At 27.8% G+C, this 25069-nt stretch carries 30 protein-coding genes; 7 read left to right on the forward strand and 23 right to left on the reverse strand.

Annotated features, from left to right (window positions below):
• Window position 1 precedes the first annotated feature (1 nt).
• From CP965_RS04280 to dnaG, 13 genes are all read right to left on the reverse strand, one after another.
• The gene (locus CP965_RS04280; RefSeq protein WP_129060848.1) at window positions 2-532 is read right to left on the reverse strand and encodes a F0F1 ATP synthase subunit delta; all 531 of its coding nucleotides are present in this window, start codon (window positions 530-532) and stop codon (window positions 2-4) included.
• On the reverse strand, window positions 532-1050 hold the full coding sequence (locus CP965_RS04285; RefSeq protein WP_129060849.1) for a F0F1 ATP synthase subunit B: 519 nt from the start codon (window positions 1048-1050) through the stop codon (window positions 532-534). Before CP965_RS04285 ends, CP965_RS04280 begins: the two co-directional genes overlap by 1 nt.
• Window positions 1051-1060: 10 nt before the next feature.
• Complete coding sequence (locus CP965_RS04290; RefSeq protein ID WP_129060850.1) at window positions 1061-1483, reverse strand: F0F1 ATP synthase subunit B family protein; 423 nt, start codon at window positions 1481-1483, stop codon at window positions 1061-1063.
• Window positions 1484-1587: 104 nt separating this feature from the next.
• Window positions 1588-2451 carry a ParB/RepB/Spo0J family partition protein gene (locus CP965_RS04295; RefSeq protein WP_129060851.1) on the reverse strand — a complete coding sequence of 288 codons (864 nt, stop codon included), beginning with the start codon at window positions 2449-2451 and terminating at the stop codon, window positions 1588-1590.
• 20 nt (window positions 2452-2471) lie between these two features.
• Window positions 2472-3248: a ParA family protein gene (locus CP965_RS04300; protein WP_129060852.1), complete on the reverse strand. Its 777-nt coding sequence runs from the start codon at window positions 3246-3248 to the stop codon at window positions 2472-2474.
• Window positions 3245-3880: a biotin--[acetyl-CoA-carboxylase] ligase gene (locus CP965_RS04305; protein WP_129060853.1), complete on the reverse strand. Its 636-nt coding sequence runs from the start codon at window positions 3878-3880 to the stop codon at window positions 3245-3247. The genes CP965_RS04300 and CP965_RS04305 overlap by 4 nt, the downstream gene beginning before the upstream one ends.
• Before the next feature lie 136 nt (window positions 3881-4016).
• A complete protein-coding gene (gene fmt / locus CP965_RS04310) occupies window positions 4017-4937 on the reverse strand; it encodes a methionyl-tRNA formyltransferase (RefSeq protein ID WP_129060854.1) in 921 nt (306 codons plus the stop codon).
• A 54-nt stretch (window positions 4938-4991) separates the two neighbouring features.
• A complete protein-coding gene (proB, locus tag CP965_RS04315; RefSeq protein WP_129060855.1) occupies window positions 4992-5786 on the reverse strand; it encodes a glutamate 5-kinase in 795 nt (264 codons plus the stop codon).
• On the reverse strand, window positions 5786-6877 hold the full coding sequence (obgE, locus tag CP965_RS04320) for a GTPase ObgE (protein ID WP_129060856.1): 1092 nt from the start codon (window positions 6875-6877) through the stop codon (window positions 5786-5788). Before obgE ends, proB begins: the two co-directional genes overlap by 1 nt.
• A 74-nt stretch (window positions 6878-6951) precedes the next feature.
• Window positions 6952-7206, reverse strand: a complete 255-nt coding sequence (gene rpmA, locus CP965_RS04325) for a 50S ribosomal protein L27 (protein WP_129060857.1) — start codon at window positions 7204-7206, stop codon at window positions 6952-6954.
• Window positions 7207-7223: 17 nt separating this feature from the next.
• Window positions 7224-7541, reverse strand: coding sequence for a 50S ribosomal protein L21 (rplU, locus tag CP965_RS04330; protein WP_129060858.1), 318 nt, complete (start codon window positions 7539-7541; stop codon window positions 7224-7226).
• A gap of 102 nt (window positions 7542-7643) precedes the next feature.
• Window positions 7644-8027, reverse strand: a complete 384-nt coding sequence (locus CP965_RS04335) for a Rid family detoxifying hydrolase (protein WP_129060859.1) — start codon at window positions 8025-8027, stop codon at window positions 7644-7646.
• 55 nt (window positions 8028-8082) lie between these two features.
• A complete protein-coding gene (gene dnaG, locus CP965_RS04340) occupies window positions 8083-9717 on the reverse strand; it encodes a DNA primase (RefSeq protein WP_129060860.1) in 1635 nt (544 codons plus the stop codon).
• A gap of 80 nt (window positions 9718-9797) precedes the next feature.
• Here dnaG and CP965_RS04345 point away from each other — a divergent pair, with 80 nt between their 5' ends.
• The 4 genes from CP965_RS04345 to aroC are packed head-to-tail and all read left to right on the forward strand — an operon-like array spanning window position 9798 to window position 13052.
• Window positions 9798-10847 (forward strand): tetratricopeptide repeat protein, encoded by a 1050-nt coding sequence (locus CP965_RS04345; RefSeq protein ID WP_129060861.1) that lies wholly within the window; start codon window positions 9798-9800, stop codon window positions 10845-10847.
• Window positions 10822-11271, forward strand: a complete 450-nt coding sequence (gene rnhA / locus CP965_RS04350) for a ribonuclease HI (protein WP_129060862.1) — start codon at window positions 10822-10824, stop codon at window positions 11269-11271. Before CP965_RS04345 ends, rnhA begins: the two co-directional genes overlap by 26 nt.
• Window positions 11264-11944, forward strand: coding sequence for a ribonuclease III (gene rnc, locus CP965_RS04355; RefSeq protein WP_129060863.1), 681 nt, complete (start codon window positions 11264-11266; stop codon window positions 11942-11944). Before rnhA ends, rnc begins: the two co-directional genes overlap by 8 nt.
• Window positions 11945-11978: 34 nt before the next feature.
• Window positions 11979-13052 carry a chorismate synthase gene (gene aroC / locus CP965_RS04360; protein ID WP_129060864.1) on the forward strand — a complete coding sequence of 358 codons (1074 nt, stop codon included), beginning with the start codon at window positions 11979-11981 and terminating at the stop codon, window positions 13050-13052.
• A 101-nt stretch (window positions 13053-13153) separates the two neighbouring features.
• Here the strand turns inward: aroC and CP965_RS04365 are convergent, their stop codons facing one another.
• Window positions 13154-13492, reverse strand: coding sequence for a hypothetical protein (locus CP965_RS04365; RefSeq protein ID WP_129060865.1), 339 nt, complete (start codon window positions 13490-13492; stop codon window positions 13154-13156).
• Between the two features lie 314 nt (window positions 13493-13806).
• On the opposite strand from CP965_RS04365, the gene CP965_RS04370 reads away from it, so the two are divergent.
• Window positions 13807-14460, forward strand: a complete 654-nt coding sequence (locus CP965_RS04370; RefSeq protein ID WP_129060866.1) for a DUF134 domain-containing protein — start codon at window positions 13807-13809, stop codon at window positions 14458-14460.
• A gap of 12 nt (window positions 14461-14472) precedes the next feature.
• Here CP965_RS04370 and htpX read toward each other — a convergent pair whose 3' ends face one another.
• Window positions 14473-15321 (reverse strand): zinc metalloprotease HtpX, encoded by an 849-nt coding sequence (gene htpX, locus CP965_RS04375; RefSeq protein ID WP_129060867.1) that lies wholly within the window; start codon window positions 15319-15321, stop codon window positions 14473-14475.
• A 112-nt stretch (window positions 15322-15433) separates the two neighbouring features.
• Between htpX and CP965_RS04380 the strand changes: the two genes are divergently transcribed.
• Window positions 15434-15922, forward strand: coding sequence for a SixA phosphatase family protein (locus CP965_RS04380; RefSeq protein ID WP_129060868.1), 489 nt, complete (start codon window positions 15434-15436; stop codon window positions 15920-15922).
• A gap of 88 nt (window positions 15923-16010) precedes the next feature.
• On the forward strand, window positions 16011-16490 hold the full coding sequence (locus CP965_RS04385) for a SixA phosphatase family protein (RefSeq protein ID WP_129060869.1): 480 nt from the start codon (window positions 16011-16013) through the stop codon (window positions 16488-16490).
• Here the strand turns inward: CP965_RS04385 and CP965_RS04390 are convergent.
• The 8 genes from CP965_RS04390 to CP965_RS04425 all read right to left on the reverse strand — a co-directional run bounded on the left by CP965_RS04390 (window position 16487) and on the right by CP965_RS04425 (window position 25020).
• Complete coding sequence (locus CP965_RS04390; RefSeq protein WP_129060870.1) at window positions 16487-17725, reverse strand: BaiN/RdsA family NAD(P)/FAD-dependent oxidoreductase; 1239 nt, start codon at window positions 17723-17725, stop codon at window positions 16487-16489. The genes CP965_RS04385 and CP965_RS04390 overlap by 4 nt on opposite strands.
• A gap of 6 nt (window positions 17726-17731) precedes the next feature.
• Window positions 17732-19072 carry a tRNA uridine-5-carboxymethylaminomethyl(34) synthesis GTPase MnmE gene (gene mnmE, locus CP965_RS04395; RefSeq protein WP_129060871.1) on the reverse strand — a complete coding sequence of 447 codons (1341 nt, stop codon included), beginning with the start codon at window positions 19070-19072 and terminating at the stop codon, window positions 17732-17734.
• Between the two features lie 2 nt (window positions 19073-19074).
• A complete protein-coding gene (locus CP965_RS04400) occupies window positions 19075-19953 on the reverse strand; it encodes a Jag N-terminal domain-containing protein (protein ID WP_129060872.1) in 879 nt (292 codons plus the stop codon).
• Between the two features lie 9 nt (window positions 19954-19962).
• A complete protein-coding gene (yidC, locus tag CP965_RS04405) occupies window positions 19963-21570 on the reverse strand; it encodes a membrane protein insertase YidC (protein ID WP_129061452.1) in 1608 nt (535 codons plus the stop codon).
• Window positions 21551-21898: a membrane protein insertion efficiency factor YidD gene (yidD, locus tag CP965_RS04410; protein ID WP_129060873.1), complete on the reverse strand. Its 348-nt coding sequence runs from the start codon at window positions 21896-21898 to the stop codon at window positions 21551-21553. Before yidD ends, yidC begins: the two co-directional genes overlap by 20 nt.
• Window positions 21882-22235, reverse strand: coding sequence for a ribonuclease P protein component (gene rnpA / locus CP965_RS04415; protein ID WP_129060874.1), 354 nt, complete (start codon window positions 22233-22235; stop codon window positions 21882-21884). The genes yidD and rnpA overlap by 17 nt, the downstream gene beginning before the upstream one ends.
• Window positions 22223-22357, reverse strand: a complete 135-nt coding sequence (rpmH, locus tag CP965_RS04420; RefSeq protein WP_044417745.1) for a 50S ribosomal protein L34 — start codon at window positions 22355-22357, stop codon at window positions 22223-22225. Before rpmH ends, rnpA begins: the two co-directional genes overlap by 13 nt.
• Before the next feature lie 86 nt (window positions 22358-22443).
• On the reverse strand, window positions 22444-25020 hold the full coding sequence (locus tag CP965_RS04425; RefSeq protein WP_129060875.1) for an ATP-dependent Clp protease ATP-binding subunit: 2577 nt from the start codon (window positions 25018-25020) through the stop codon (window positions 22444-22446).
• Between the last annotated feature and the right edge of the window lie 49 nt (window positions 25021-25069).

Here is a 25069-nt window from a genome sequence, read left to right on the forward strand (position 1 = left end):
TCTAAACTGCTTTTAAAATATGATCAATCATTTGTGACTTAAGTCTATCTTTTGAGAATGAAATCTCAATACCTAGACTATCAATATCAACTTTGATACCATCATAATCACAAACATTTTGTGATAGCGATAATTGTACATTAAATTTTTCACTGAATTTTTTTTCAATAGTTGAAACATAATCAGTTGATAATTCTTTATTACAATAAACTATACCCGTATATGAATTATTCATTTTTGCAATTTGCGATTCTAATTCACTTGTTATATCAGGAATTATTTCAAGTCTTTTTTTACTTCCTAATAATTTAACAAGGTTTTTCAAATCATTTCCACAGTTATTTAAAAATGATAAAACTAATTCAACCTTATCTTCCATTTTTACTTCAGTCGAAGTAATAATTGAAAGAAATTTATCTTCATTAAATGCTGAAGATATTGTTTTTAAATCATTACAAATAGCAGCTGCAGAATCTACATTTCTACCATCTAATAATGCTTTTACATATCTCTTTGCTATTAAATCATTCATTATGCAACCTTCTTAAGTACAATGTTTGATAACTCTTCTTGAGTTAAAGAAACATTATCAGAATTTAATAATTCTTCTAGTACTTCAGAAACAATTTGTTTCTTTGCTTTTGATGTTTCAATTCTTACTTTCTCATCAAAACTTTTTTCAAGATTTGCAATCTCAGTATCTACAGCATCTGAAACTCTTTGCTTAACAGAATCAACATCAACTTTAGCATTTTCAACAATTTCATTTGCTAAAGTTTTTGCCTCTTCTAGTTTTTTTGCTGCATCTTCAACTTTATCTTGTGAAGCTTTTAAAGTATCTTGTACTTTATCAAGTTCAGCTTGAATTGAAGCAGTTCTTCCAGCAAAAAAAGCTTTTAATTTATCAGCAAGTAAATACCATAAAATACCAGCAAAAATAATAAAGTTAACGGTTCTTTGTACAATATCGTAATCAGTTTCCGCACCTTCACTAGCAGCTAATACCATAGGAGTTAAAGCTAATCCTAATAATAGTAGTAATTTTTTCAACCCTACCCCCTTAAATTGAGCTAATCTTAGCTTTTAGGCTCTCATTAAATTGAGGCATTGCAGCAACTAATGAGTCTTTTAAAGCTTTAGTTTCATTATTAAGTTCATCTTTAAACTTAATAGTTTTAGCTTCTAATTCTTCTTTAGCACTTGCAAGTTTAGCATCAGCTACATCTCTTGCTTCATTGTAAGCTTTTTCTCTAATGGCTGCTGCTTCTTTTTTAGCTTCAGCAATTACATGGCTTGCTTCTTCTAACATACCATCTACATCAGCAGAGTTTGATTGAGCATTTTCTAAATCTTTTTTTATAGATTTATCTCTATCATCCATATGCTTTAATAGGGGTACAAATAGACAGCTATTAAGTCTTGCTACAACAAAAAGAAAGATTATTGCTGTGCTTAGCAACAATACAGGACTTATGTCTAACATTCATTCCTCCATATTTTTTACAGTTTAGTTTGACTAAAACTGCTTAAATTTTATCTAAAAGAATTATAAATATATATTAAAATGGAGAAATCTTGTAAAGAATTTTATAAAGTGTTACCAAAGTAATTAGAAATCTTTTCAATATCTTCTTGAGATTTAATTTCTATCTTAAAATAATCTTTTTCTACTTTAACTTTTAAATTATTTTCTTTAAGTTTTTCAACTAAATTATTTAATGGGTTAAAATCATAATTTTTATTTATTTTTTGTTTGTTTTTCTTAGGAGTTTTATTTGTTTGTGATTTTAAATCTTTTACTAAAAGTTCAGTTTCACGCACTGATAACTTCTGACCTATAACTGAGTCAGCAACTTTTTTTTGGATTTCATCACTCAATCCTAACATAACCTTTGCGTGACCAGCTGATAACTTATTATTTGCTAACAATTGCTGGGTATAAGAACTTAATTGCAGTAGCCTTAAGGTATTAGTTATTGAGGTTCTACTCTTAAATACTTTTTTAGATAATTCTTCATGAGTAATATTATGTTCATTAATTAATTGGGCATATGAATAAGCTAATTCTATAACATTTAAATCATCTCTTTGAATATTTTCAATTAAAGCTAATTCCCTTAACTTTAATTCTTCGACATCAACTATTGTAGCTTTTATTGTTTCTAAATTTGCTAATTTATGAGCACGTAATCTTCTTTCCCCTGCTATTAAAATATAACCATTTTCATCTTCTATAACAGTAATTGGTTGAATAAGTCCATGCTCAATAATTGAATCAGATAATTCTTTTAATCTTTCTTCATCAAATATTTTTCTAGGTTGATGTGGGTTTGGTTTTATTTGTTCAACTCTTAATTCTATAATTTCATTATAGTTTCTTTCAGTATTAGAGTTTCCATAAGCTGTTTCAACTTCACCTAATAATTCGCCAAGACCTCTACCTAATGCCATATTTTATCCTAATAGTAAATTTATCCTGCTATTGCACGTGCTAAATTTGTATATGCTTTAGTTCCGGCAGCCATTGCATCATACAACATTATTGGTTTACCAAAACTTGGACTTTCTGCTAACTTAATATTTCTTGGAATTACAACATATGAACTTTCATCAACTTTAAACAATTTACTTTCAAAATGCTGTGCTAAATCTGCAAAAACTTGTTTTGATAAATTATTTTGTGCACTATACATAGTTGGAAGGAAACCTCTAATTTGTAATTGCCTATTAATAGTTTGTTTAACCAATTTAATTGTATTTAATAATTGAGCTAATCCTTCTAGTGCAAAAAACTCACACTGAATTGGTATTAGCACAGAATTAGATGCACTTAAAGTATTAATTGTGATAGGTCCTAATGCAGGAGGAGAGTCAATTATAATATAATCATAATCTTTTTTAACTGGATCTATTTTTCTTTTTAGAACTAGTTCTCTATCTTTAGCATTCTTATAAAACTCTTTCTCAATTCCTACTAGTCCTATATTTGAAGGTGCAACTTTTAAGTTCTCAATTTCAGAATCTAGAACTATTTCACTCAACTCTTTTGTTCCTAACATTACATGATAAATATTATATTCATAAGTGTCACGATGAAAACCTAAAGATGTTGTTGCATTTGCTTGAGGATCTGCATCAATCAATAGAACTTTTTTACCTTCAAGTGCTAATGCAGCACTTAAGTTTACGGCAGTTGTAGTCTTGCCTACTCCACCTTTTTGATTAGCAATAGATATTATCTCTGTCATCTTAAACTAAAAACCTTTTTATTATCTATATTTATAGAACCATCAATATTTAGTATTGCATTTTCTAAAGAAACTTTTTTATTTTCAATTGTAGCTTTGTATTTTTTACTCTTATGGAATTCTACCCTAAAAGAGTTAAAAATTTCCTTCCAAGATTTATTTTTTTTTAAACTTTCAAAATATAACTTTAAGATATACTTTTTATCTACTTCAATGTCTAGCTTTCCAAATTCATTATTTACAGTATTTAAATTAATTCCTATTCCACAAAAAACATAATTATTGCTTACAGTAGTTATTGTTCCACCTATTTTTTTATCTTCAATATAGAAATCATTTGGCCATTTTAACCAAAGTTTTGACCCCTGTGAAAGAAAAACTTCTTTTAACATAAAAGAAAAATATATTGAAGCACTTTGAAGAGCCAAGTCCTTTGGTAATTGTTCTTTATTTAAAACAAAAGAAAAAAAAAGATTTCCTTTTTTCCCTTGCCAAGAGTTGCCTCTACTCCCAATGCCATTTGTTTGCAAATCAGCACAAATACATATGGGAGAAAGGTATTCATTTTTTTTAATCATATTTTTTAAATATGTGTGAGTTGAGTCAATCTTATCTAAATATACAATTTCCATAAAAAATTATATCAAATATTTATACAATAAAGAGTTAAGTAGAAAAATTACTCAATTTAATAAAAAGGATACTTATAATATTTATAAGTATTGAAACATTTAGAAACATTAATAAATAAATTTGATGTTTTAAAAACTATTGTAATTTATTAGTTATTGTAAGTCTTTTCCCTTTTAAATAATCAACAGCATTAATAGCTTTTTTTGATGGAGCTTGTAAAGTTTTTACTTCAATAGAACCTTTTTTACAAGCTATTATAACTGAAGACTCATTTATTTGAAGAATAATACCTTCTTCATTTAAAGACTTTTCCTCAACTAGTTTTACATCTTTTAATTTTAGACCACTTTCTAAAAAGATACCCGGCCAAAAAGAGTATGCTTTATATTTTAAGTAAAGTTTTTTTGCATTTAAAAAACTTACTAAGCCATGTTCTTTTTTGATTTTTTTACAAAAACTAACCTCTGTTTCATTTTGTTTTTTAGGATTTATTTTTTCATAGTTATCTAAGGTTGTAATTGTTAAATTTGCAGCAATATCAGATAGTTTATTAAAAGCTTCTACTACATCCATTGTAGGTGTGATTTTTAAATATTCTAAACCCAAAATATCACCACTATCAAGTCCTTCTTCCATAAGCATAGAAGTGACACCTGTATATATATCATCATTTAATAAAGATTCTTGAATTGGACTTGCTCCCCTATATTTAGGTAGCAATGAAGCATGAAGATTTATGCAAGGTGCAATATCTAAAATCTCTTTTGGCAAAATCTGTCCATAAGCTGCAACTACTATAAAATCAGGTTTTAAAGCTTTAATATCTTTTTCTACATCCTTGTTTTTTCTTAATGTTAAAGGTTGATAAATAGGAATATTTAAAGAGTTATCTATACAAAATTGTTTTACATGGGGTGCAGTTAATATTTGCTTTCTTCCAACAGGTTTATCCGGTTGAGTATAAAGAGCAACAAGCTTATAAGAGCTGTTAATTAGTCTCTCAAATATCTTTGTTGCATAATCTGGTGTTCCCATAAATACAATTCGTTTAGACATATTTAATCCTTTTATCTCATTTTCTATTAAAGAATACTCTATACAATAGTAGATTTATTTTTTAAATAGTGTTCCACTATTATGATTTTCATGAACTAAAAAATCATAAGCATTTGTTAGATCAAAGCCTGATGATAAGTACATCATTTTATTTCTTTTTAGTAAAAAGTTTGCAGCTTTTAATTTTGTAACAATTCCACCTGTTGCAAATTCTGAATTAGGAGTATGCTTCATTTCTAATTCATCATCTTCAATATTATTTACAATCTTTCTCATTTTAGCATTTGGATTTTCATGTGGATTTGAATCATATAAACCATCAACATCAGAAAGAATAGTTAAAAGATCTGCATCAAAAAAATAAGCTGCATGTGCTGCTAGTTGATCATTATCTCCAAAAAGTAATTCTTTATTTGCAATAACATCATTTTCATTTAAAATAGGAATAATATCATTAGTTAAAAGAATTTCCATAACACCCTTTGCATTTTTCGATCTTTTCCTTGAATCAAAATCTTCTTCTACAAGGAGCATCTGTGCACATCTAAAACCATGTTCTTTAAATCTTTTTTTATAATATTTCATCAATAAAGGTTGCCCTATAGCAGCAAGTGCTTGTCTATTTAGTACTTGTGTTTTATCTAATTTTAATGCAATATTACCTGCCGCAACGGCACCAGAAGACACTAAAATAACTTGTGTATTTTTTTCCTTTTTTAATGTTGCTATTAAATCTACTAAATTATTTAGCCTTTCTATAGCTAAAGTATTTCCTTCTCTTAAAACAGCACTACCTACTTTTATTACTATTCTTTTATTTGTAAGTAGAATTTTATCTTCTTTTATCATTATTTATTTTGTCCTATTAATTCATAAAGTGCAAATCTAATTGATTCAGTATTTAAATGAGTTACTGATGATATTGGTAAAATAAAAAAAGGTTTTGTTTTATCGAATTTTGAATAAGTTAAGTCTTGAACAAAGTAAGGTAAAGATTTATCAAAGCCATATGAATTTTCATTTGAAACCTCTAATCCAAGTTCAGTAATAAACTCTTTAATATCTTTTTCTATATCTTCTCCATAATAAGCATCAGTTTTTGTTAGTGCTATAGCAAAATTTCTTCCACTAAGTTCTTTTGAAAACTTTTTAACTTCTTCTTTTAACACATCATACTGTTCTTTTGTTGTTCTATAGTTTGCAATATCAATCATAAATAATAAAGTTTTTGTTCTTTCAATATGTTTTAGGAACTCTATTCCTAAACCTTTACCATCACTTGCCCCATCTATAATTCCTGGAATATCTGCCATAACAAATGAATTGTAATCACCTACTTCAACAACTCCTAATTTAGGTGTTAAAGTTGTAAATTCATAATTTGCAATTTCTGGACTTGCATTTGATGCCGTTGAAATAAGAGTTGATTTCCCCACATTTGGATATCCTACTAATCCAACATCAGCTATTAATTTTAATTCAAGTCTAATTTCTTTTATTTCTCCTGGTAATCCAGGTTGAGAATAAGTAGGTCTTTGATTTCTTGAGTTTTTAAAGTGAGTATTACCTAGTCCACCTTTTCCACCTTCAAGGAAAACTTCTTTTTGTCCTTCTTCCAAAAGGTCCAATAATACTTCATTTGTTTCACTATCTATTACTTGTGTTCCTGGAGGTACAACTAGTACTAAGGGTTGTGCAGACTTTCCAGTTCTTCTACCACCTTCACCTTGCTTACCATTATCGGCTTTTAAGACTTTTCTTCCTTTATACCAAGACAAAGTATCTGTATTACTATCTACTAAAAAGACTACATCTCCACCTTTTCCACCATCTCCACCATCTGGACCACCTTTTATAACAAACTTTTCTCTTCTAAAAGAAGAGCAACCTTGTCCACCTTTTCCTGATGATACAGTGAATTTTACACTATCTATAAACACTTAAAACTCCTAAAACTAAAAAAGGGTGTAGGCAAAAGCACTACACCCTTTGAGAAAATTTTTCACTAAACTTTTTATGAAGCGTATACAGAAACTTTTTTTCTTGTTTTACTTTTCACATCAAATTTAACAACACCATCAATTAGTGCATAAATTGTATGATCTTTTCCGATTCCTACATTTTCTCCACAGTGTACTTTTGTACCTCTTTGTCTAATTATGATGTTACCAGCTCTTACTGTTTCTCCACCAAATTTTTTAACACCAAGTCTTCTACCAGCTGAATCTCTATTATTTTGAGTACTTCCTTGACCTTTCTTATGAGCCATCTTCTATCTCCTTAAAATTATGCAGCGATTTTAGTAATTCTAACTTTTGTGAAGCTTCTTCTGAAACCTCTTTTTAATTTAGAATCTTTTCTTCTTCTTTTTTTGTAAATGATAACTTTTTTAGCTCTATTTACACCTGTTCCATCTAAAATAACTTCTGCTTCAACTTTTGCAGAAGAAACAGCATCACCAGTTTTTAATTCACCATCATTTATAGCTAAAACATCAGTGATTTCAAGAGTTTCTTTAGCAGCTTTTCCAGTATAATCGATGTCTAAAACATCACCTTCTGTTACTTTATACTGTTTACCACCACACTTAATAATTGCGTACATATTTATTCCTCTAACTTATCAATTCTTTATTAACTTATTCTTTAACGGGACGAAATACTAACTAATTCTAGTTTAAAGTTTCTTTAAGCGAAAAAGTTTATGCTAATAATAATCATAAGGTTCAGCAATAGCATCAATAACAATCATTGAATTCATAGGCAAACCTTTTGCAGAAATAGTTGTTCTAACTGGCTTATGTTCACCAAAAACTTCTGAACAAATAACATTTACAACACCAAAATCGTTAATATTTTCTAAATAAATTGTAATTTTTATAACTCTATCCATAGCACTTTGTGCATCATCAAGTAAATTTTTCAAATTTTCAAAAACTTGCCTTGTTTGAATTTTAATATCCTTTTCAACCATCTCTCCATCTGAAGTTAAAGGAACTTGTCCTGAAGTATAAATTAATCCATTTGCTTTTATTGCTTGAGAATATGGACCTATTGCTTGAGGTAATTTATCAGAATTTATTTTTTCCATACTTATTTCCTAAAATATTTTAGAAAAATTATATACTTTTTTAATAAATCTTTTATTAAAGATTATAACTTACTAATTTTCCTTGCTTTAATTGATAGATATTATCTTTAATTTTTCTAAGTAAATTTGCTTTCTCACGAAATGGAAGTTCTTTGTTATACTGAACTTTTCTTAACTCATTTGTGTAAAATTTTAAAAGAAGAATTAATAATTCTGATTTTAACCTATCATCTTCATAAACTTCTAATTTATCATTTAATAATATTCCATTTAAAATTGGATTACCTTTGTCACTTAACAAAGATTGAAACTCATTTTGATGATATTCAAACATTGAGGAATCTACAAGGTCTAAAGTCATATTTAATCTTTCAGGTTTTTCTAAAATTGATTTTATAATACATAATTCTGCAATATCGATTTTTGTAAGATTAACATCATTTCTACGTACTTTGTCTGAACTGACTTTAACTAAATTTTCTCTTATATTTAATTTTTGGGCTAAATATCTCTTGTACTCATCTTGATATAATTCATTTAAAGTTTTTAAATAATCATTTGCTTCTAATAAAGCTTTTTGTTTTTGTCCTGGATCATTAATATTATATTTTGAAATGATATAATCTATTGAGTATATAATAAAAGTAGTGGGTATTGAGAATATCTTATTTAATTCTTCAACTTGCCCTTCTTTTACCATATCAGCAGGATCTTTCCCTTCTGAAAAAATAACAACGCCACCTTCAAATTCACTTTGAGATAACAGTACTGAAGCTTTAAAAGCTGCATTTAGTCCAGGTTTATCTCCATCGTATGCTACTATAACTTTCGGTTCTCCTCTTCTCAATAAAGGTAGATGCTCCTTTGTCAAAGCTGTACCTAAAGTTGCAACTGCAGTATTAAAACCTGCTTGATGTAGCATAATTACATCTAAATAACCTTCTGTAACAATTAGTTGATTTTTTTTATAAATATTTTCTTTTGCTAAGTTATAACCATATAATAGTTTGGATTTATTAAAGATCTTTGTCTGAGGAGAATTTATATATTTAGCATTATGTCCAGATATAGTTCTTCCACCAAACCCAACAATCTTACTGCTTATTGAATAAATAGGGAAAGTTATTCTTTCAATAAATCTTGAATATAATCCATTTGTCCCAGTATCTATTAAACCTAAATCTTTTGCCTCAGCCAAATTAAAGTGATTGTTTTTTAAATAATTTATAGTGTCACTTGAAGAAGGTGCATATCCAATTTCAAACTTTTCAATAGAGAACTCAGATATTCCTCTACTTTTTATATACTCTTTTGCTTTACTATTATTCACAAAAAGTTTTTGATAAAACTTATTTGCAGCTTCTAATACTTTTGTATCTTGTTTTTTTTGATTTTTATTGTCATAGGCTAAAGAAACGTTATACATTGAAGCAAGTTTTTCTAAGGCTTCAGGATAAGATAGTTTTTCATATTCCATAACAAATTTTATAGAATCACCCCCTGCTCCACAACCAAAACAATGATATATCTGTTTTGCAGGACTTACTACAAAAGAAGGTGTATCTTCACCATGAAAAGGGCAACAAGCCTTAAAGTTTGCACCACTTTTTTTTAGTTCTAAAAATTGAGATACTACATCTACTATATCTAAGTGGTTTTTTAAATTCTCTATGGATTCTTTTGTAATCATTTTGGGATTATATCCAAAAATTTATAATAGTATATGTACTTTTATGATATTATATTTTTTACTTAAAAAAAGAGGTTGTTTTGGATAGTTTAGTTTTAGAATATAGAGACCCATTATTTGGTATCATCATATTTTTTATTTTAATTTTCACAATATCTTTCATTACTTATTCTTTTTCTTTATATAAAGAAAAAATTGCAAGAAAAGATTATAGAAAACTTTTAAAAAGATTTGAAATTGGAAAATTGAAAGAAGAAGACTATGTTCATTTATATAAAACATATAACTTACCTTTTGATTCAATAATTCTTTTAGCATCTAGTTTTGTACATAAAGGTGACTATAATAAAGCTATTTCCGTATACCTAACTCTTTTAGAACACGTTACAGATAGAGTAAAAAAAGAAGAATTATTAGAATTATTGGGAACCACTTACTTCAAGGGTGGTTTTATGCAAAGAGCAAAAGAAATTTTTATCAAAATATTAAAATTTTCACCTAGAAATACTCAGGCATTAAAATACTTATTGATAGTGAACGAAAAACTAAAGGACTATAAAAGTGCTAATGAAATAATTGATTGTTTAGATGAGATTGGAGAAGATATCCAAAAAGACAAACTTTTCATTGAAACATTAAGCATAATAAATAATCCTATTGAGTCTTTTGAATTAAAAAGCAAAAAATTAGATGTCATTTTAAAAAATAATCCAAGTATTCAAAGATTGATTGCAAAATATTATATTGAAAATAATAAAAAACATTTTTGGGATATTATTGACTACTTTGATTTAAAAAAACTAATTGATTTATTATGGTATCTAGATTATAAAGATATAAATCTTAAAAAAGTTTCTAAAAATGTTTTTTTAAATGAATTATACACAGCAAAGGGTTATTTAAATACAGCAAAACATAGTGATGACTTTGTCTTTGATATTTTAATTGCTTTAAATAATCATGAGCATAAAATTCCTGCAACTGTTGACTTTGAATTTATTTGCAGCTCGTGTAAACATGTTCATCCTATTTTTGATAATAGATGTCCAAATTGTCATAGCATATTAACATTTGATATAAAATATCATCTTACTAAGGATTTAATTGAAAGAAATCAATCTTTACAGTGATGGTTCATCATTGGGAAACCCTGGACCAGGTGGTTGGGGTACAATTTTGGACTATAAAGGAAAAGAAAAAGAATTAAGTGGAGCTCAAGATAACACAACAAATAATCAAATGGAATTAAAAGGTGTTATTGAAGGATTAAAAGCTTTAAAGGAACCTTGTAAAGTGACTATAATTTCAGATTCAACTTATGTAGTCAAAGGAATAAATGAGTGGTTAGAAGGTTGGATAAGAAATAACTGGAGAAACTCTGCTAAAAAAGCAGTAAAAAATTTAGATTTATGGCAAGAATATCTTGAAGTTTCTAAAAAACATACTATAATAGCAAAGTGGGTTAAAGGACATGCTGGACATTCTCATAATGAAAGATGTGATATACTTGCACGTACTGAAGCTGAAAAATTAAAAGGAGAAGAAAATGAGTGATTACTCAAAATTAGAGAAGTGTTTGGATTATCAGTTTAAAAACAAAGATCTGATAATCGAAGCACTTACACATAAAAGTTATAAAAAACCATATAATAATGAAAGATTAGAATTTTTGGGGGATGCTGTGCTAAATTTAATAGTAGGTGAATACCTTTTTAAAAAATTTCCTAAATCAAATGAAGGAGAACTTTCTAAAATAAGGGCAAGCTTAGTTAATGAAACAGGGTTTACTAAACTTGCTAAACAAATAAAATTAGGTGATTATATTTTTATTTCAAATGCTGAAGAAAGAAATAAAGGAAGAAATAAAGCTTCTATTCTTTCAGATGCCTTTGAAGCTATTATGGGAGCTATTTATTTAGAGTCTGGATTAGAAGCCTTAAAACCTATTATATTAAAACTGCTTGAAATTTCTTATGATAAAATTAATCTTGATGTTTTATTTAGTGACTATAAAACAGCCTTACAAGAGGTTACTCAAGCCCAATTTGGTAGTATTCCTGAATATAAGATTGAAGGTTCATATGGTCCTGACCATAAAAAAGAGTTTGAAATTTCAATTTGGATAGATGGTGTATCTTATGGTAAAGCTATTGGGAAAAGCAAAAAACTCGCACAACAAGCAGTAGCAAAAATAGCAATTGATAAACTAAAAAATGAAAAAAACTAAAAAATATATGATAGATGTATAATTGGAGGATAATTTGAATAGCTTTGGAAATAAATTTAAATTTACAAGTTTTGGAGAAAGCCATGGTAAAGGTTTAGGTTGTATAGTTGATGGTGTTCCTGCAGGGATTACTATTGATGAATCTTTTATTCAAGAGGAAATGGATAGAAGAAAACCTGGACAAAATATCTATGCAACATCAAGAAAAGAAGCAGATAAAGTAGAATTTTTAAGTGGTGTTTTTGAAGGGAAAACAACAGGGACTCCAATAGCAATGGTTATTTTTAATGAAAATCAAAAAAGTCGTGATTATACAAATGTAAAAGATTTATTTAGACCAGGACATGCCGATTTTACTTATTTTGAAAAATATGGAATTAGAGACTATAGAGGTGGAGGAAGAAGTTCCGCCAGAGAAACATCTGCAAGAGTTGCAGCTGGAGCAATTGCAAAACTTCTACTAAAAGAACTAAACATTGAAGTTCTAAGTGGTATTTGTGAAATTGATGGTATTAAATCTTCAAATACAAATTTCAATTTTGCAAAAACTTCTGAAATATATGCTCTTGATGAAAATAAAGAAGAGTTTCAAAAAGAAGCAATCATTAAAGCAAAAAAAGAACATAATTCAGTAGGTGGTGTTGCTTTTGTAAAAGTTAAAAATGCACCTGTAGGATTAGGAGAACCAATCTACCAAAGACTTGATGCTCAAATTGCAAGTGCAATGATGGGAATAAATGCAGTTAAAGCTGTTGAGATTGGAGATGGAATAGAGGCAAGTTCTAAAAAAGGTGATGAAAATAATGACCAAATGAGAGCTGAAGGATTTAAAACAAATCATAGTGGAGGAATTCTTGGAGGAATCAGTACAGGTGCTGATATTGATGTAAAAGTTTATTTTAAACCAACACCATCAATTTTTATAAAACAAGAAACAATAGATATTAATAAAAATGAGGTTGATTGTGAGCTAAAAGGAAGACACGACCCTTGTGTAGCTATTAGAGGAAGTATTGTTGCAGAATCGATGTTAGCATTAGTTATTGCAGATATGGTTTTATTAAATATGAGTAGTAAAATTGAAAATATAAAAAAAGTTTATAACTAGTTATAAAACCTTCATATATTTTAAAGAAAACTTCTGTAAAATTGTTTTTAACCTTTACTTTGGTCAAGTTGAAAGGTAAAAGTGAAGCTATTGCTTCGCTTTTAAACTTTAATTAACTTATCTTGGACATAATCACTAAAAATATTTAAAACTTTCTTTTTCTTATTTTCTGCTTTATATATATTAATTCCTTTTTCTTTAAATTCTTTTATATTTAAATTATCATTTTCAGGAATAATTAAAACTTTAAATTTTTTATCTAAACAAGTTTGTAGAAGTTTATCTTTTGAATAATAGTTTGGATTCTCTATCATATCAACACCAGTTATATTTTGTCCTGTTATATCTAAAACTATTAAATATCTTGAATTTTGGAAAGTAGCATTAACTTTTGAAATATAACTTAAGTTCTCATTTGATGGAAATACTATTTGAAGCATAGTCCCTCCTTATATGGGCTAAAAAAATTGTTTTGTTCAAAAAAGAGAGTATTTAAAACATCAGTACTATTAGAAAGAGTGAAAAAAAGTAATGACTAGGGAAAAGACAATTATATATTTTTGTTCCTAATAGTAACTGATGTTTAAAAATATATTCTATATAAGCAAACATAATATATTTAATCTGTAGAATAAGGAAACCAATGAATGGTTACTAAAAAGAAGATCATAAATACCTATTTACAGAATAACAATGGGAATGAATGTTATCACTTAATGAACATATGACCGAATTATAACAATTTTTTGAGCATATGTCAAGTATAATTCAACCAAATTATGATAAAATTTCACTACTAAAACAAGAGGTTCTATTAATGGCTAGAGAAAAACTGCAAAGAAAACTTGAATTAAAACCAGTATCAAAGTATTTTGGTCCTAAAGATATTAAAGCAAAACAAGATGTAATTTTGCTCCATGAAGAATTAGAAGCTATACATTTAATGGATTCTTTCTGTATGTACCAAGAAGACGCTGCAAAAAAAATGAATGTTTCCAGAGCAACATTTGCAAGAATAATAAAAAGTGCAAGAAAAAAAATATCTTTAGCTTTAATAACTGGAAGTAATATAAAAGTTCATGAAATAAAAAATGAATTTCACATTGCAGTATGTTCAAATAGTAATACTCAATTAGAATACTCAGATGCAAATGCAGAATTTATTTGGATTTATTTTATAAAAGACTATAAACTAAAATCTTCTAATTGTATAAAAAACCCTATGTATAAAAATAATGAAGAAGCTGCATGTAATGTGCTACCTGATGTTTTATATGATTATAAAGCAAATTATTTCTTACTTGAAGACATTGATTATGATTTAAAAATTTCTTTAATAGCAAAAGGAATATATCCGATATTAAAAGAAGAAACTAGTGAAGATACAATTGTTGATATTTTTCAATAAGAGATAAATCCCTTATTGAAACTCATATTTTAACTCTTCTAACCTCGCTATTCTATCCTCAGTTGTTGGATGAGTTCTAAAGAAATCTCCAAAAGAACTTTTTTTCCCTGAAAAAGGGTTAATAATAAACATATGCGCCGTTTCTTCTGTAGCATTATTTACTTGATGCCCTTTTGCGTAGTTTTCCAATTTTGCTAAAGCACTTTGTAAACCAGCTGGATTTCTTGTAATTCTAGCAGCACCCTCATCTGCCATATACTCTCTACTTCTACTAACTGTCATTTGAATAATTGAAGCTGCTAAAGGCAATATAATTGCCATAAGAATCATAACAATAGGATGAGTACCTTGTCTATTACTCCCTCCAAACATTGCACTAAACTGCATTACATTAGCAATCATTGCAATTGCACCTGCAAAAACTGCAGCTATTGTTCCAATTAAAATATCATAGTGTTTTATATGAGATAACTCATGGGCAATTACCCCTTCAAGTTCTTCTTCATTTAGCATTTCATATAAACCCATTGTAACTGCAACTGCTGCATTTTCATGATTTCTACCTGTTGCAAAAGCATTGGGAGTATGATCAGGAATTAAATAAACTTTTGGCATAGGAAGATTCGCTTTATGCACTAATTTTTCCGTAATTCTATAAATAGGATGATTTTTATCTTCTATTGGTGTTGCATTATAATGTTTTAATACCTGCTTATCTGAATAATAATATGCATAAAAGTTAATTCCTCCAGCTATAAGAAAAGATATTAACATTCCATTTGTTCCACCAAATGAATAACCTATAAAAACAAATAATACTGTTAAAAGGGTTAATAAAAAAACTGTTTTAACTTGTTCCATTCTATCTCCTTTAAAATTTTATAAAATATTTAGTGAAATATAATTATAGTAAAAATAAATATTTTTGACAATTATACAGAAAAAAGATATAACATTACAATTAGGAAAAAAAATGAAAAAACTTTACTTAATACGTCATGCAAAATCTGATTGGTCAAACCCAACATTAGAGGACTTTGATAGACCTTTAAATAAAAGAGGAGAAAAAAATGCTCCTTTTATGGCTGAACTATTAAATTCAAAAAATATTAAACCTGATTTAATTCTTTCAAGTCCTGCATATAGAGCAAAAAAGACTGCAACTATTTTTTCAAACAAAATATCATATAGTTCTAATATTATTTTTGATGAACATTTATATGAAGCATCTTTGCAAACTATGTTAGAAATATTAAACTATTTAGATGATACTATTGATTCTGTATTTTTAGTAGGACATAACCCAAGTTTAAATGTATTAGCTTTTTATTTAGTTGAATTTAATAAAAATATTCCTACTTGTGGTATTTTGGAAATTGAATTTGATAGTAATACGTGGAGAAAAATCTCTAAAAAAAATGCAAAATTAATCTCTTTTGAATATCCAAAAAAATACTCTTAAAATATTTCACAATTATCTTATTTTTAACATTATTAAAAGTAAAAACGATTTAAAATTATATTACAAAACTTTATAATTAGGTATATGAATGAAAACATTATATATTGTTAGGCATGGAGAAAAAAATATTATAGATGAGACTGTAGATGACTATGATATTGAAGTTACAAAAAAGGGATTGAAAGACATTGAAAATCAATCAATAAAATTAAAAGAAAAAGGTGTTATCCCTGATTTAATAGTCTCAAGTCCAGCTATAAGAACACGACAAACTGCTGATATAATCTCAAAGGAATTAAATTATACTAAAAATATAATGTATAATGAAGTTTTATACCAAGCTTTTATGAATGAACTTGTGGAATCAATTACTTATACATTTGATGATGTAAATACATTAATAATTGTTGGGCATAATCCATCTTTAACTGCATTAGGAGTTAGTTTTGTAGGATTAAAAGAAAAAATATTAATGGGAGAAATAGTAAGAATTGATTTTAATTGTAATTCATGGACGGAAATTGATAAATCTAATTCAAAACTAATTGAACATATTAAAGTAGACTAATCCAAAAGTTTCCCAGCTAGGTTTCCACTTGCAAATGACCATTGCAAGTTGTAACCTCCACATGGACCATCTAAATCTACAACTTCCCCACAAAAATATAAACCTTGAACAAGTTTACTTTGCATAGTTCTTGGATTTATCTGTTTTAAACTTATTCCACCTCTTGTTATCATAGCTCTTTCAAAACCTAAATGATTTGTTATTGTTAAAGGAGTATTTACTAAAATCTTTACAAGATTTTGTCTTATCTCACCTTTTAAATCTTTGAATTTTAATTCATAATCAGCATGGACTAATTTACATAATTCTTTAATAACAGAGCTTGGTAAAAGTGTTTCTATAGTTTGCAATATATTAAAATCAGGATTAGATGCTGTTCTTTTTTTTATATATGAAAAAAGTTCTTCTTCATTTTTTCCTTTTAACATATTTATTAAAATAGGAACTTCTCCATACTTTTCAAGTAAAGGAGTTACTTCCCTTGAAAAGTCTAAAACAACTGGACCTCGAACACCTTTATTTGTAAAAATTAAATCCCCAGTCTTTTTAAGATTTTTATGCTTTTTTATATTTACACTAACTTGTGCTTTTGCTATTGTATCAGCACGACATTGTGCAACCCAAGTCTCTTTTGTAAGTAAAGGAGTCATTGCAGGATGTAAAGAAGTAACTCTATGCCCAGAAGCTTTTGCAAAGGTATAACCATCACCATTTGCTCCAAGTTTTGGATAACCTAAACCTCCTGTTGCAACAATTACATTTGTTGTATTAACTTCACCTTTTGAAGTACAAACTTTTTTAACACAGTTATCTTCAAAAACTATATCATCTACTTTTGTGCAATAAGCAACTTCAACACCTACATTTATAAGTTCTTGCTCTAAGGCTTTTATTATAGTTGAAGAGTTGTGAGTTACAGGAAATACTTTAAAGCCATCAGGAATATGAGTTTCTACTCCAATTTGTTCTAAGAAGTTTATTAGGTCTTGATGATTGAAATCTTTTAGTGCATCAAACATAAACTTACCATTTTTTCCAAAAGAGTTCATAAAATCTTCATTTGAAAGTGTATTAGTAAGATTACATCTTCCTCCACCAGTAGCTTTTAGTTTTGGTCCTAATTTTTCTTGTTGCTCACATAAAAGAACATCTTTGCCATTTCTTGCTGCTACAATTGCAGATATCATACCTGCTGCACCAGAACCTATGACTACTAAGTCATAACTGTTTTTCATGAACTATTATTTTCCTAGACAAAAAGAACCAAACATAACATCTAGCATCTGGTCATGTTCATATGGTCTAGTAATATTTGAAATAGACTCTAAAGCTTCATTTATATGATGTGCGAAAAACTCTAACTCCCCAGTTTCTAAAGGGAGAAATGCTTGTTTAATATGAGAATAAGTATTCTCTACTTCATCCACTTGTCTTTTTGAAACCAAAGTCATATCATCACTATGTGTATTAGAATCTAAAATATGTTCAATTTTTTGTATTAAAGGAGTAATTGTCTCTTTAGTACTTAAACTAACAAAGTTTTCTAACTTATCTTTTTCAAACTTATTTTCTAAATCACATTTATTTAAAATAGTAATTATTTCTTTATGAGAGTTTTCTTCTAAAAGGTTTATAATCTTTCTATCCTCTTCATCTAAAGCTTTACTATTATCAAAAAGTGCGATTACAATATCAGCTTCATTTACTGCTTCAATAGATTTTTCAATACCTATTTTTTCAATTACATCAGAAGCTTCTCTAATACCTGCAGTATCAACTATTTTGATTATATGAGTTCCAATTTTAACAGACTCTTCTATGGTATCTCTAGTAGTCCCTGCAATATCAGAAATAATTGCTCTATCAAAATTTAAAAGTTTATTTAAAAGTGAAGATTTTCCAACATTTGGTTTTCCAACAATAGCAACTTTAAAGCCTTCAATTAGACCTTCTCTTCTTTTACTTGCATCAAGGGTATTAGATAGTTTTTCTTCTATTTTATTAAGCTTATTTTGGATTTGTTCAAAAATATCACTTGGTAAATCCTCTTCTGCATAATCAATATTTACTTCTGTATATGCAAGCATAAAAAGTAAATCTTCTCTAATATCATTTACAAAATCTGTTAATTCACCCTTTAACTGCTTTGCTAATAATTTAACTGCATCTTCACTTCTTGCTTCTATAATTTTAGCAATAGCTTCTGCTTTTGTAAGGTCAATTTTTCCATTTAAGAAAGCTCTTTTAGAAAACTCACCTGGATTTGCAAGTCTTGCCCCACATTTTAAAACTTCTTCCATAATAATATTAGAAATTGCAATTCCACCATGACATTGAAACTCTACAATGTCTTCACCTGTAAAAGAGTGTGGATTTTTAAAATAAATTAAAAGTGCTTCATCTATGATTTCATCATTTGTATTATAAATAGTTCCAAGAGTTGCAACTCTTGGTTTAAGTTCTTTTTTCTTTGAAAGTCTTAGAGCTATTGATAAAGCATCTTTACCACTAACTCTTACAATAGAGATTGAGCCAACGCCATTTGCGGTTGCAATGGCTACAATTGTATTATCATCTAACAATTTTATTGCTCTTTGCTTCTGTACTCATTTACAAGTACGTATTTGTCTCCTCTGATATTTGTTTTCACAGCCACATATTTATCAGGGAATTCTTCTCTTAGTTTTTTTAGTGCAATATGTACTAAAATACCATCAAGAGGTTTTGTTTTATAAGAACCTTTTTCTTTTATTGTTTCAATTACAGGCTCTAAGTAAGTATGAATTGCAGCTTCTTGATTTTTTAAGAATTCTGCTACTTCAAGTCTTAACATAAGTCCATATTTTTCATTAATCCAGTTAAATAAAATATATGATAAGGCTTTGTATCTATAGCCTTCTTTACCAATAAGTAAAGCAGAATCTTCTCCTGTAAATTCTATATAAAGAGTATTTTCGTCATAAAATTCAACTTTTATATTGTCAATTCCATAACAAGTACCTTCAAATAAAGAATATAAACCTTCTTTAACTTCATTAAGAATTTCTTGAGACTCTTTTTTTACAATAATTTTTGAAATCTCATTATTATCTGATTCCGAATAAAAATTATCGAAAATTTGTTCTTTTGACTCAACATTAGGAACATCATTTAATTTTCTATCATTTTTCACATTATTTGAAGTTTTAACTTCTTCATAACTTCTATTTGAATCTTCTATTCTTTTAGAAACATCTTCAATTTTTATATCTTTTTTTCTAAATTTTTGTTCTTTATGTTTTCTAAAATCTTTTTTTCTTTTTATAGAAGTAGCAGTAATGATTGCATTTTTCTTTCCAAAGCCAAGGAATCCTTTGCTTGGCTGTTGGATTATATCAATATCTAAATCTGTTATAGAACATTCAAATTCTGAGGTAGCAAGCTCATAAGCTTCTTCTAAAGATTTTGCTTCAAATTTTTTCATAATAGACTCCTATTTTTTAGCAGCTCTTTTTTTCTCAAACATTTGATTTATAAAATATTGTTGAGCAATTGTGAATACATTGTTTACAAACCAGTAAAGAGTTAATCCAGCTGGGAACCATAAGAAAAAGAATGTAAAGATAATTGGTAACATTTGGAAAATCTTTTTTTGCATCTCGTCTTGCATTGTGTTTGGTGTAATTTTTTGTTGTAACCACATAGAAGCACCCATTAAAATTGGTAATACAAAGTATGGATCCATTTCTGCTAAATCATGAATCCAAAAAATCCATTCTGCACCTTTTAGTTCAATAGCATTTAATAAAACTCTATAGATAGCAAAGAAAATAGGAATTTGTAAAATTAAAGGTAAACAACCACCCATTGGGTTTGCATTATGTTTTTTGTATAATTCCATCATATGCATAGATTGTTTTTGCTTATCATCTTTATATTTTTGTTGTATCTCTTTCATTTTAGGAGCTAAATCTTTTAGCTTTTGCATAGAAACCATACCTTTATATGATAAAGGATAAAGAACAAGTTTAATTATAATTGTTAGAATTACAATTGTCCAACCCCAGTTTCCTACATAAGATTGTATAAATTGTAAAAATGTAAACATTGGCTTTGCAATAAAAGTAAACCAACCATATTCAATAACATCAGTTAATTCTTCATGTAAAGCTTTTAAATCATTAAAGTTTTTTGGTCCCATATAACCTGAAAATGAAATATTCTCTTTTGCATGAATAAAGGCTTGTGGATTATTTTCATCATCTGGCATAAGTGAAACTTGTAATGAATTAGTAAAGTTATAAACTACTGTTGCATAATATCTGTCAAAATTAGACACAAATCTAATTCCTGTATATGATTTAACTTTATCTAAATCTTCATCTGAAGTTAATTCCATAGTTCCATCATTTAATTTTAAATATAAACCATGGTCTGCATACATATCAGCTAATACATTTGGTCTAAAGCCATTTGTAATAAAAAATTGTTCTTTTGAATTTGTTGTTACATTTAAATCATAGTGTCCATTAGGATATACTGTAAAGTTTTTTGTTAAAGTAAGAGTAGATAATTCTTGAGTTAATGAAAATTTTTGTATAGTATTTGTAGCATCTATGTTTGTTGAACTTGCTTTATAACTTATTTTGAAAGCTTCATCATTTATGTCTGTATTTGCGAATCTTACTTCTAAAGGTCTTAATTGATCTGCTTCAAAAAGTTTTATTTGATTACCTTCTTCATCTTTATATTTAGATTCTAAAAGAGTTACTTGTGCAACCCTACCTAATTTATCTATTTCAATAATATTTCTATTTGTTTTAATTGTAGTAATAATACTTGAAGAACCAATTGCTTTGCTTGATAAAGCAGAAACAGATTTTGTCATATTATCTTCAGAAACTGTACTTGCATTTGGTGTATTTATAACATTTGGTGCACTATTTTGTTTTTCCTGTTTAGCAATTTCTTGTTGTTTAGCTTTTTGTTCTTGTTGAGGCTTTAATACTAAAAACTCATAAGCTATAAAAAATGCAAATACTACTAATGTCATTATTAGCATTCTTTTTTGCATACCATTATTATTGTTCATGTTGTTCATCATTATTATTTTTCCACTCCCGATTTTTTACTATGAGATATTTATCATTTCCTACTGGCACGTACCAATATTTGATTTTTATTTTTTTAAAACTAATATTATTATGCCTTGCAATTCTTACAACAGGATAATCAAACCCTCCAGCAAAAAGTTGATTGCATCTTAATATGCGTGTTATTGTAAAATAAGTTGCCTTAAAGAAAGTATTGTTCTCATATTGCCATAAAGCATAATTGGAACAAGATGGGTAATATCTACAAGACCCAAAGGATAAAATGGTTAGATACTTTTGATAAAAAAGTATTAAATATTTAAATATTTTTTTCATTTTCTTTTAATAATTGCAGTTTTTTCATTGCATAAAAAAAATCTTTTTCAAAATTTTTATAATCTTTTTCAAAAATTTTCTCTTTTGCTACAAAGATATATTTTCCGTCTATTAATTTATTTTCATATTTTAAACAAAGAGCCCTAAGTTTTCTTTTTGCTTTTGCCCTTTTGATTGCATTACCAACTTTTTTTGAAGCAACAAAAGCAAGTTTTGTGTTTTTATTAGGCATAAAAAAAGCGACAAAAGTATGGGTATGCCACCTTTTGCCGCTTTTATAAAGTTGATTAAAATCTTTCGAATTATTAAGACGGTGAGATTTACTTAAACAGCTAATCTTTTTCTACCTTTAGCTCTTCTAGCTTTGATAACTTTTCTTCCGTTCTTAGTTTTCATTCTGATTCTAAAACCATGCGTTCTTTTTCTTGGCGTGTTATGCGGTTGATATGTTCTTTTCATAATCTTATTCCTCTATTCACAAATTAAGTCGCGTATTATATTTAAACTATACTTAAATTTTGTTTAGTTTAAGTGTCTTCATAAATTTATTTTATATTTACTTCAACTTCATCATTAATTAAATCAAACTCTACAGTCGACCCTTCAGCAATTTTATCTTCTAAAATTAGATCTGCTAATTTATCTTCAACAATTTCATATATTGCTCTTTTTAGAGGTCTTGCACCATATACAGGATCAAAACCTATTTTTGCTATATACTCTTTTGCTTTTGAAGTTAAAGAGATTTTAATATCTTTTTGTTCAACTTTTTTCTTAATTGAATCAAACATAATATCTACAATATTAGTAATTGCTTCTAATCCTAATTGTTCAAAAATGATAATATCATCTAATCTATTTAAAAATTCTGGTCTAAAATGACCTTTAAGTTCATTAAGAACTTCTTTTCTTCTTTCCTCTTTATCTGATATTTCTATAATTTTTGCACTTCCAATATTTGAAGTTAAAATTATAATTGTATTCTTAAAATCAATAGTTACACCTTTATTATCTGTCAATCGTCCATCATCTAATACTTGTAATAAAATATTAAATACATCCGGATGAGCTTTTTCAATTTCATCAAATAAGATAACACTATAAGGTTTTCGTCTAACTGCTTCAGTTAATTGACCTCCTTCTTCATATCCTATATAACCAGGGGCTGCTCCAATAAGTCTACTTACTGCATGTTTTTCCATATATTCACTCATATCAAATCTTATAAGTGATTTTTCATCATCAAATAAAAATCTTGCTAATGTTTTTGCACTTTCTGTTTTACCAACTCCTGTAGGTCCTAAGAACATAAAAGAACCTATAGGTCTACTATCTTCACTTAAACCTGCTTTATTTCTTTTAATTGCTCGAGAAATCGCTTTTAAAGCTTCATCTTGACCTATTACATCTTCTTTTAAAACTTGCTCAACTTTTAAAACTCTTTGTTTTTCAGAGTCCATCATTTTATTTACAGGAATACCTGTCCATCTTGAAACTATGCTAGCAATTGCTTCTTCATCAACTGAATTTCGAAGAAGAGTACCTTCTTCTTGCATCTTTGCCCATTTTTCTTGATTTTCTTTTATTTTCGCTTCTAACTGAGGAATTTCTCCATATTCTATTGAAGCAGCTTCTTCATATTTCGACTCTCTTTTTGCTCTTGCAGCTTTTGTTCTTAATTCATCAATTTTTGTTTTTAATGAACTTTGAGCATTAAATGTTTGTTTTTCATTTTCGAATCTTGCTTCAAGAGCTTGCTTTTCTTCATTTAAATTAGCAAGTTCTTTTTCAATTTCTTCAAGTCTTTGTTCATTTTTTTTAGATTTTTCCATTTTTAATGCTTCTTTTTCCACATTAACTGACTGAATTTTTCTTTTTATAGTTGATAAAACAATTGGTTCACTTTCTATTTGCATTTTAAGTTCAGCTGCTGCCTCATCTATCAAATCAATTGCCTTATCTGGTAAAAACCTATCTGTTATATATCTATCACTAAGTTTTGCTGCTGCAACAAGGGCTGAGTCATTTATTGTTACATTATGATGTGTTTCTAGTTTTTCTTTTATCCCTCTTAAAATTTGTAAAGCTTCATTTACATTTGGTTCATCAACATTTACAGGCTGGAACCTTCTTTGCATTGCTGCATCTTTTTCAAAGTATTTTCTATACTCTTTTAATGTTGTTGCCCCTATTGTATGAAGTTCACCCCTTGCAAGACTAGGTTTTAAAATATTTGCTGCATCCATAGAACCTTCACTAGCTCCTGCGCCAATGATTGTATGAATTTCATCAATAAAAAGGATTATATTTCCTGCTTTTTTAACCTCATCTACTACAGATTTTAATCTATCTTCAAACTCTCCTCTATATTTTGCTCCAGCAATTAATGCACTCATATCAAGTGTTATAACTTTTTTATTTAATAGTGATGTGGGTACATCTTTATTTACTATTCTTTGAGCTAAACCTTCAGCAATAGCTGTTTTACCTGTTCCTGGTTCTCCTAAAAGAATTGGATTATTTTTTGTTTTTCTTATTAGAATTTGCATCATTCTATTTATTTGTTCATCTCTTCCAATAACAGGATCTAACTCTCCATCTATTGCTTTTTTATTTAAATTTATTCCATATTTTTCTAAAGCATCAAAATTCTCATCTGCACTTGCAGAATCAACAGTTGCCCCTGCCCTCATTGCTTCTAATTCTTTTTTTACCTCAGATAAATCTAAATATTTTCCAAGAACTTCCTTTAATTCTTTTGTATCAAAATTCGCAATAAGCCAAGTATCTATTGCTATAAACTTATCTCCTTGTTTTACAGATAAACCTTCTGCTTTTTGTAAACTTGCAACTAATGCTTTTGATAATTTGATATTCTCTTTTGTTACTGAAGAAACAGAAGGTAATTTATTTGCATATGATTTTGTTTCTAATTCTATTGCTGCTTTATCTACATTCATTCTATTTAATAATTGATTTAATACAGAATTTGTATTTGTCAATAAAGCCCATAAAAGATGAATCACTTCTATTTCTTGATTTTTATTATGTAAAGCTAATGAAACTCCTGAATCAATTGTTTCATTCATTTGATTTGTTAATTTTTCAAATAATTTTTTCATTTTTAGCACTCCTTATATATAACTGCTAAATTAATTATAGCACTTGAGT

Source organism: Halarcobacter mediterraneus, from assembly GCF_004116625.1.
Lineage (GTDB): Bacteria > Campylobacterota > Campylobacteria > Campylobacterales > Arcobacteraceae > Halarcobacter > Halarcobacter mediterraneus.

Excerpts from the sequence above, each read along its gene's own strand:
- CP965_RS04305 (WP_129060853.1), bottom strand. The coding sequence starts at position 3,880 with ATGGAAATTGTATATTTAGATAAGATTGACTCAACTCACACATATTTA.
- yidC (WP_129061452.1), bottom strand. The coding sequence starts at position 21,570 with ATGAACAACATGAACAATAATAATGGTATGCAAAAAAGAATGCTAATA.
- CP965_RS04335 (WP_129060859.1), bottom strand. The coding sequence starts at position 8,027 with ATGGAAAAAATAAATTCTGATAAATTACCTCAAGCAATAGGTCCATAT.
- CP965_RS04425 (WP_129060875.1), bottom strand. The coding sequence starts at position 25,020 with ATGAAAAAATTATTTGAAAAATTAACAAATCAAATGAATGAAACAATT.
- CP965_RS04370 (WP_129060866.1), top strand. The coding sequence starts at position 13,807 with ATGTCAAGTATAATTCAACCAAATTATGATAAAATTTCACTACTAAAA.
- CP965_RS04385 (WP_129060869.1), top strand. The coding sequence starts at position 16,011 with ATGAAAACATTATATATTGTTAGGCATGGAGAAAAAAATATTATAGAT.
- yidD (WP_129060873.1), bottom strand. The coding sequence starts at position 21,898 with ATGAAAAAAATATTTAAATATTTAATACTTTTTTATCAAAAGTATCTA.
- dnaG (WP_129060860.1), bottom strand. The coding sequence starts at position 9,717 with ATGATTACAAAAGAATCCATAGAGAATTTAAAAAACCACTTAGATATA.
- CP965_RS04300 (WP_129060852.1), bottom strand. The coding sequence starts at position 3,248 with ATGACAGAGATAATATCTATTGCTAATCAAAAAGGTGGAGTAGGCAAG.
- rplU (WP_129060858.1), bottom strand. The coding sequence starts at position 7,541 with ATGTACGCAATTATTAAGTGTGGTGGTAAACAGTATAAAGTAACAGAA.
- CP965_RS04390 (WP_129060870.1), bottom strand. The coding sequence starts at position 17,725 with ATGAAAAACAGTTATGACTTAGTAGTCATAGGTTCTGGTGCAGCAGGT.
- CP965_RS04280 (WP_129060848.1), bottom strand. The coding sequence starts at position 532 with ATGAATGATTTAATAGCAAAGAGATATGTAAAAGCATTATTAGATGGT.
- fmt (WP_129060854.1), bottom strand. The coding sequence starts at position 4,937 with ATGTCTAAACGAATTGTATTTATGGGAACACCAGATTATGCAACAAAG.
- CP965_RS04295 (WP_129060851.1), bottom strand. The coding sequence starts at position 2,451 with ATGGCATTAGGTAGAGGTCTTGGCGAATTATTAGGTGAAGTTGAAACA.
- rpmH (WP_044417745.1), bottom strand. The coding sequence starts at position 22,357 with ATGAAAAGAACATATCAACCGCATAACACGCCAAGAAAAAGAACGCAT.
- rnc (WP_129060863.1), top strand. The coding sequence starts at position 11,264 with ATGAGTGATTACTCAAAATTAGAGAAGTGTTTGGATTATCAGTTTAAA.
- CP965_RS04290 (WP_129060850.1), bottom strand. The coding sequence starts at position 1,483 with ATGTTAGACATAAGTCCTGTATTGTTGCTAAGCACAGCAATAATCTTT.
- CP965_RS04380 (WP_129060868.1), top strand. The coding sequence starts at position 15,434 with ATGAAAAAACTTTACTTAATACGTCATGCAAAATCTGATTGGTCAAAC.
- htpX (WP_129060867.1), bottom strand. The coding sequence starts at position 15,321 with ATGGAACAAGTTAAAACAGTTTTTTTATTAACCCTTTTAACAGTATTA.
- proB (WP_129060855.1), bottom strand. The coding sequence starts at position 5,786 with ATGATAAAAGAAGATAAAATTCTACTTACAAATAAAAGAATAGTAATA.
- CP965_RS04365 (WP_129060865.1), bottom strand. The coding sequence starts at position 13,492 with ATGCTTCAAATAGTATTTCCATCAAATGAGAACTTAAGTTATATTTCA.
- rpmA (WP_129060857.1), bottom strand. The coding sequence starts at position 7,206 with ATGGCTCATAAGAAAGGTCAAGGAAGTACTCAAAATAATAGAGATTCA.
- CP965_RS04400 (WP_129060872.1), bottom strand. The coding sequence starts at position 19,953 with ATGAAAAAATTTGAAGCAAAATCTTTAGAAGAAGCTTATGAGCTTGCT.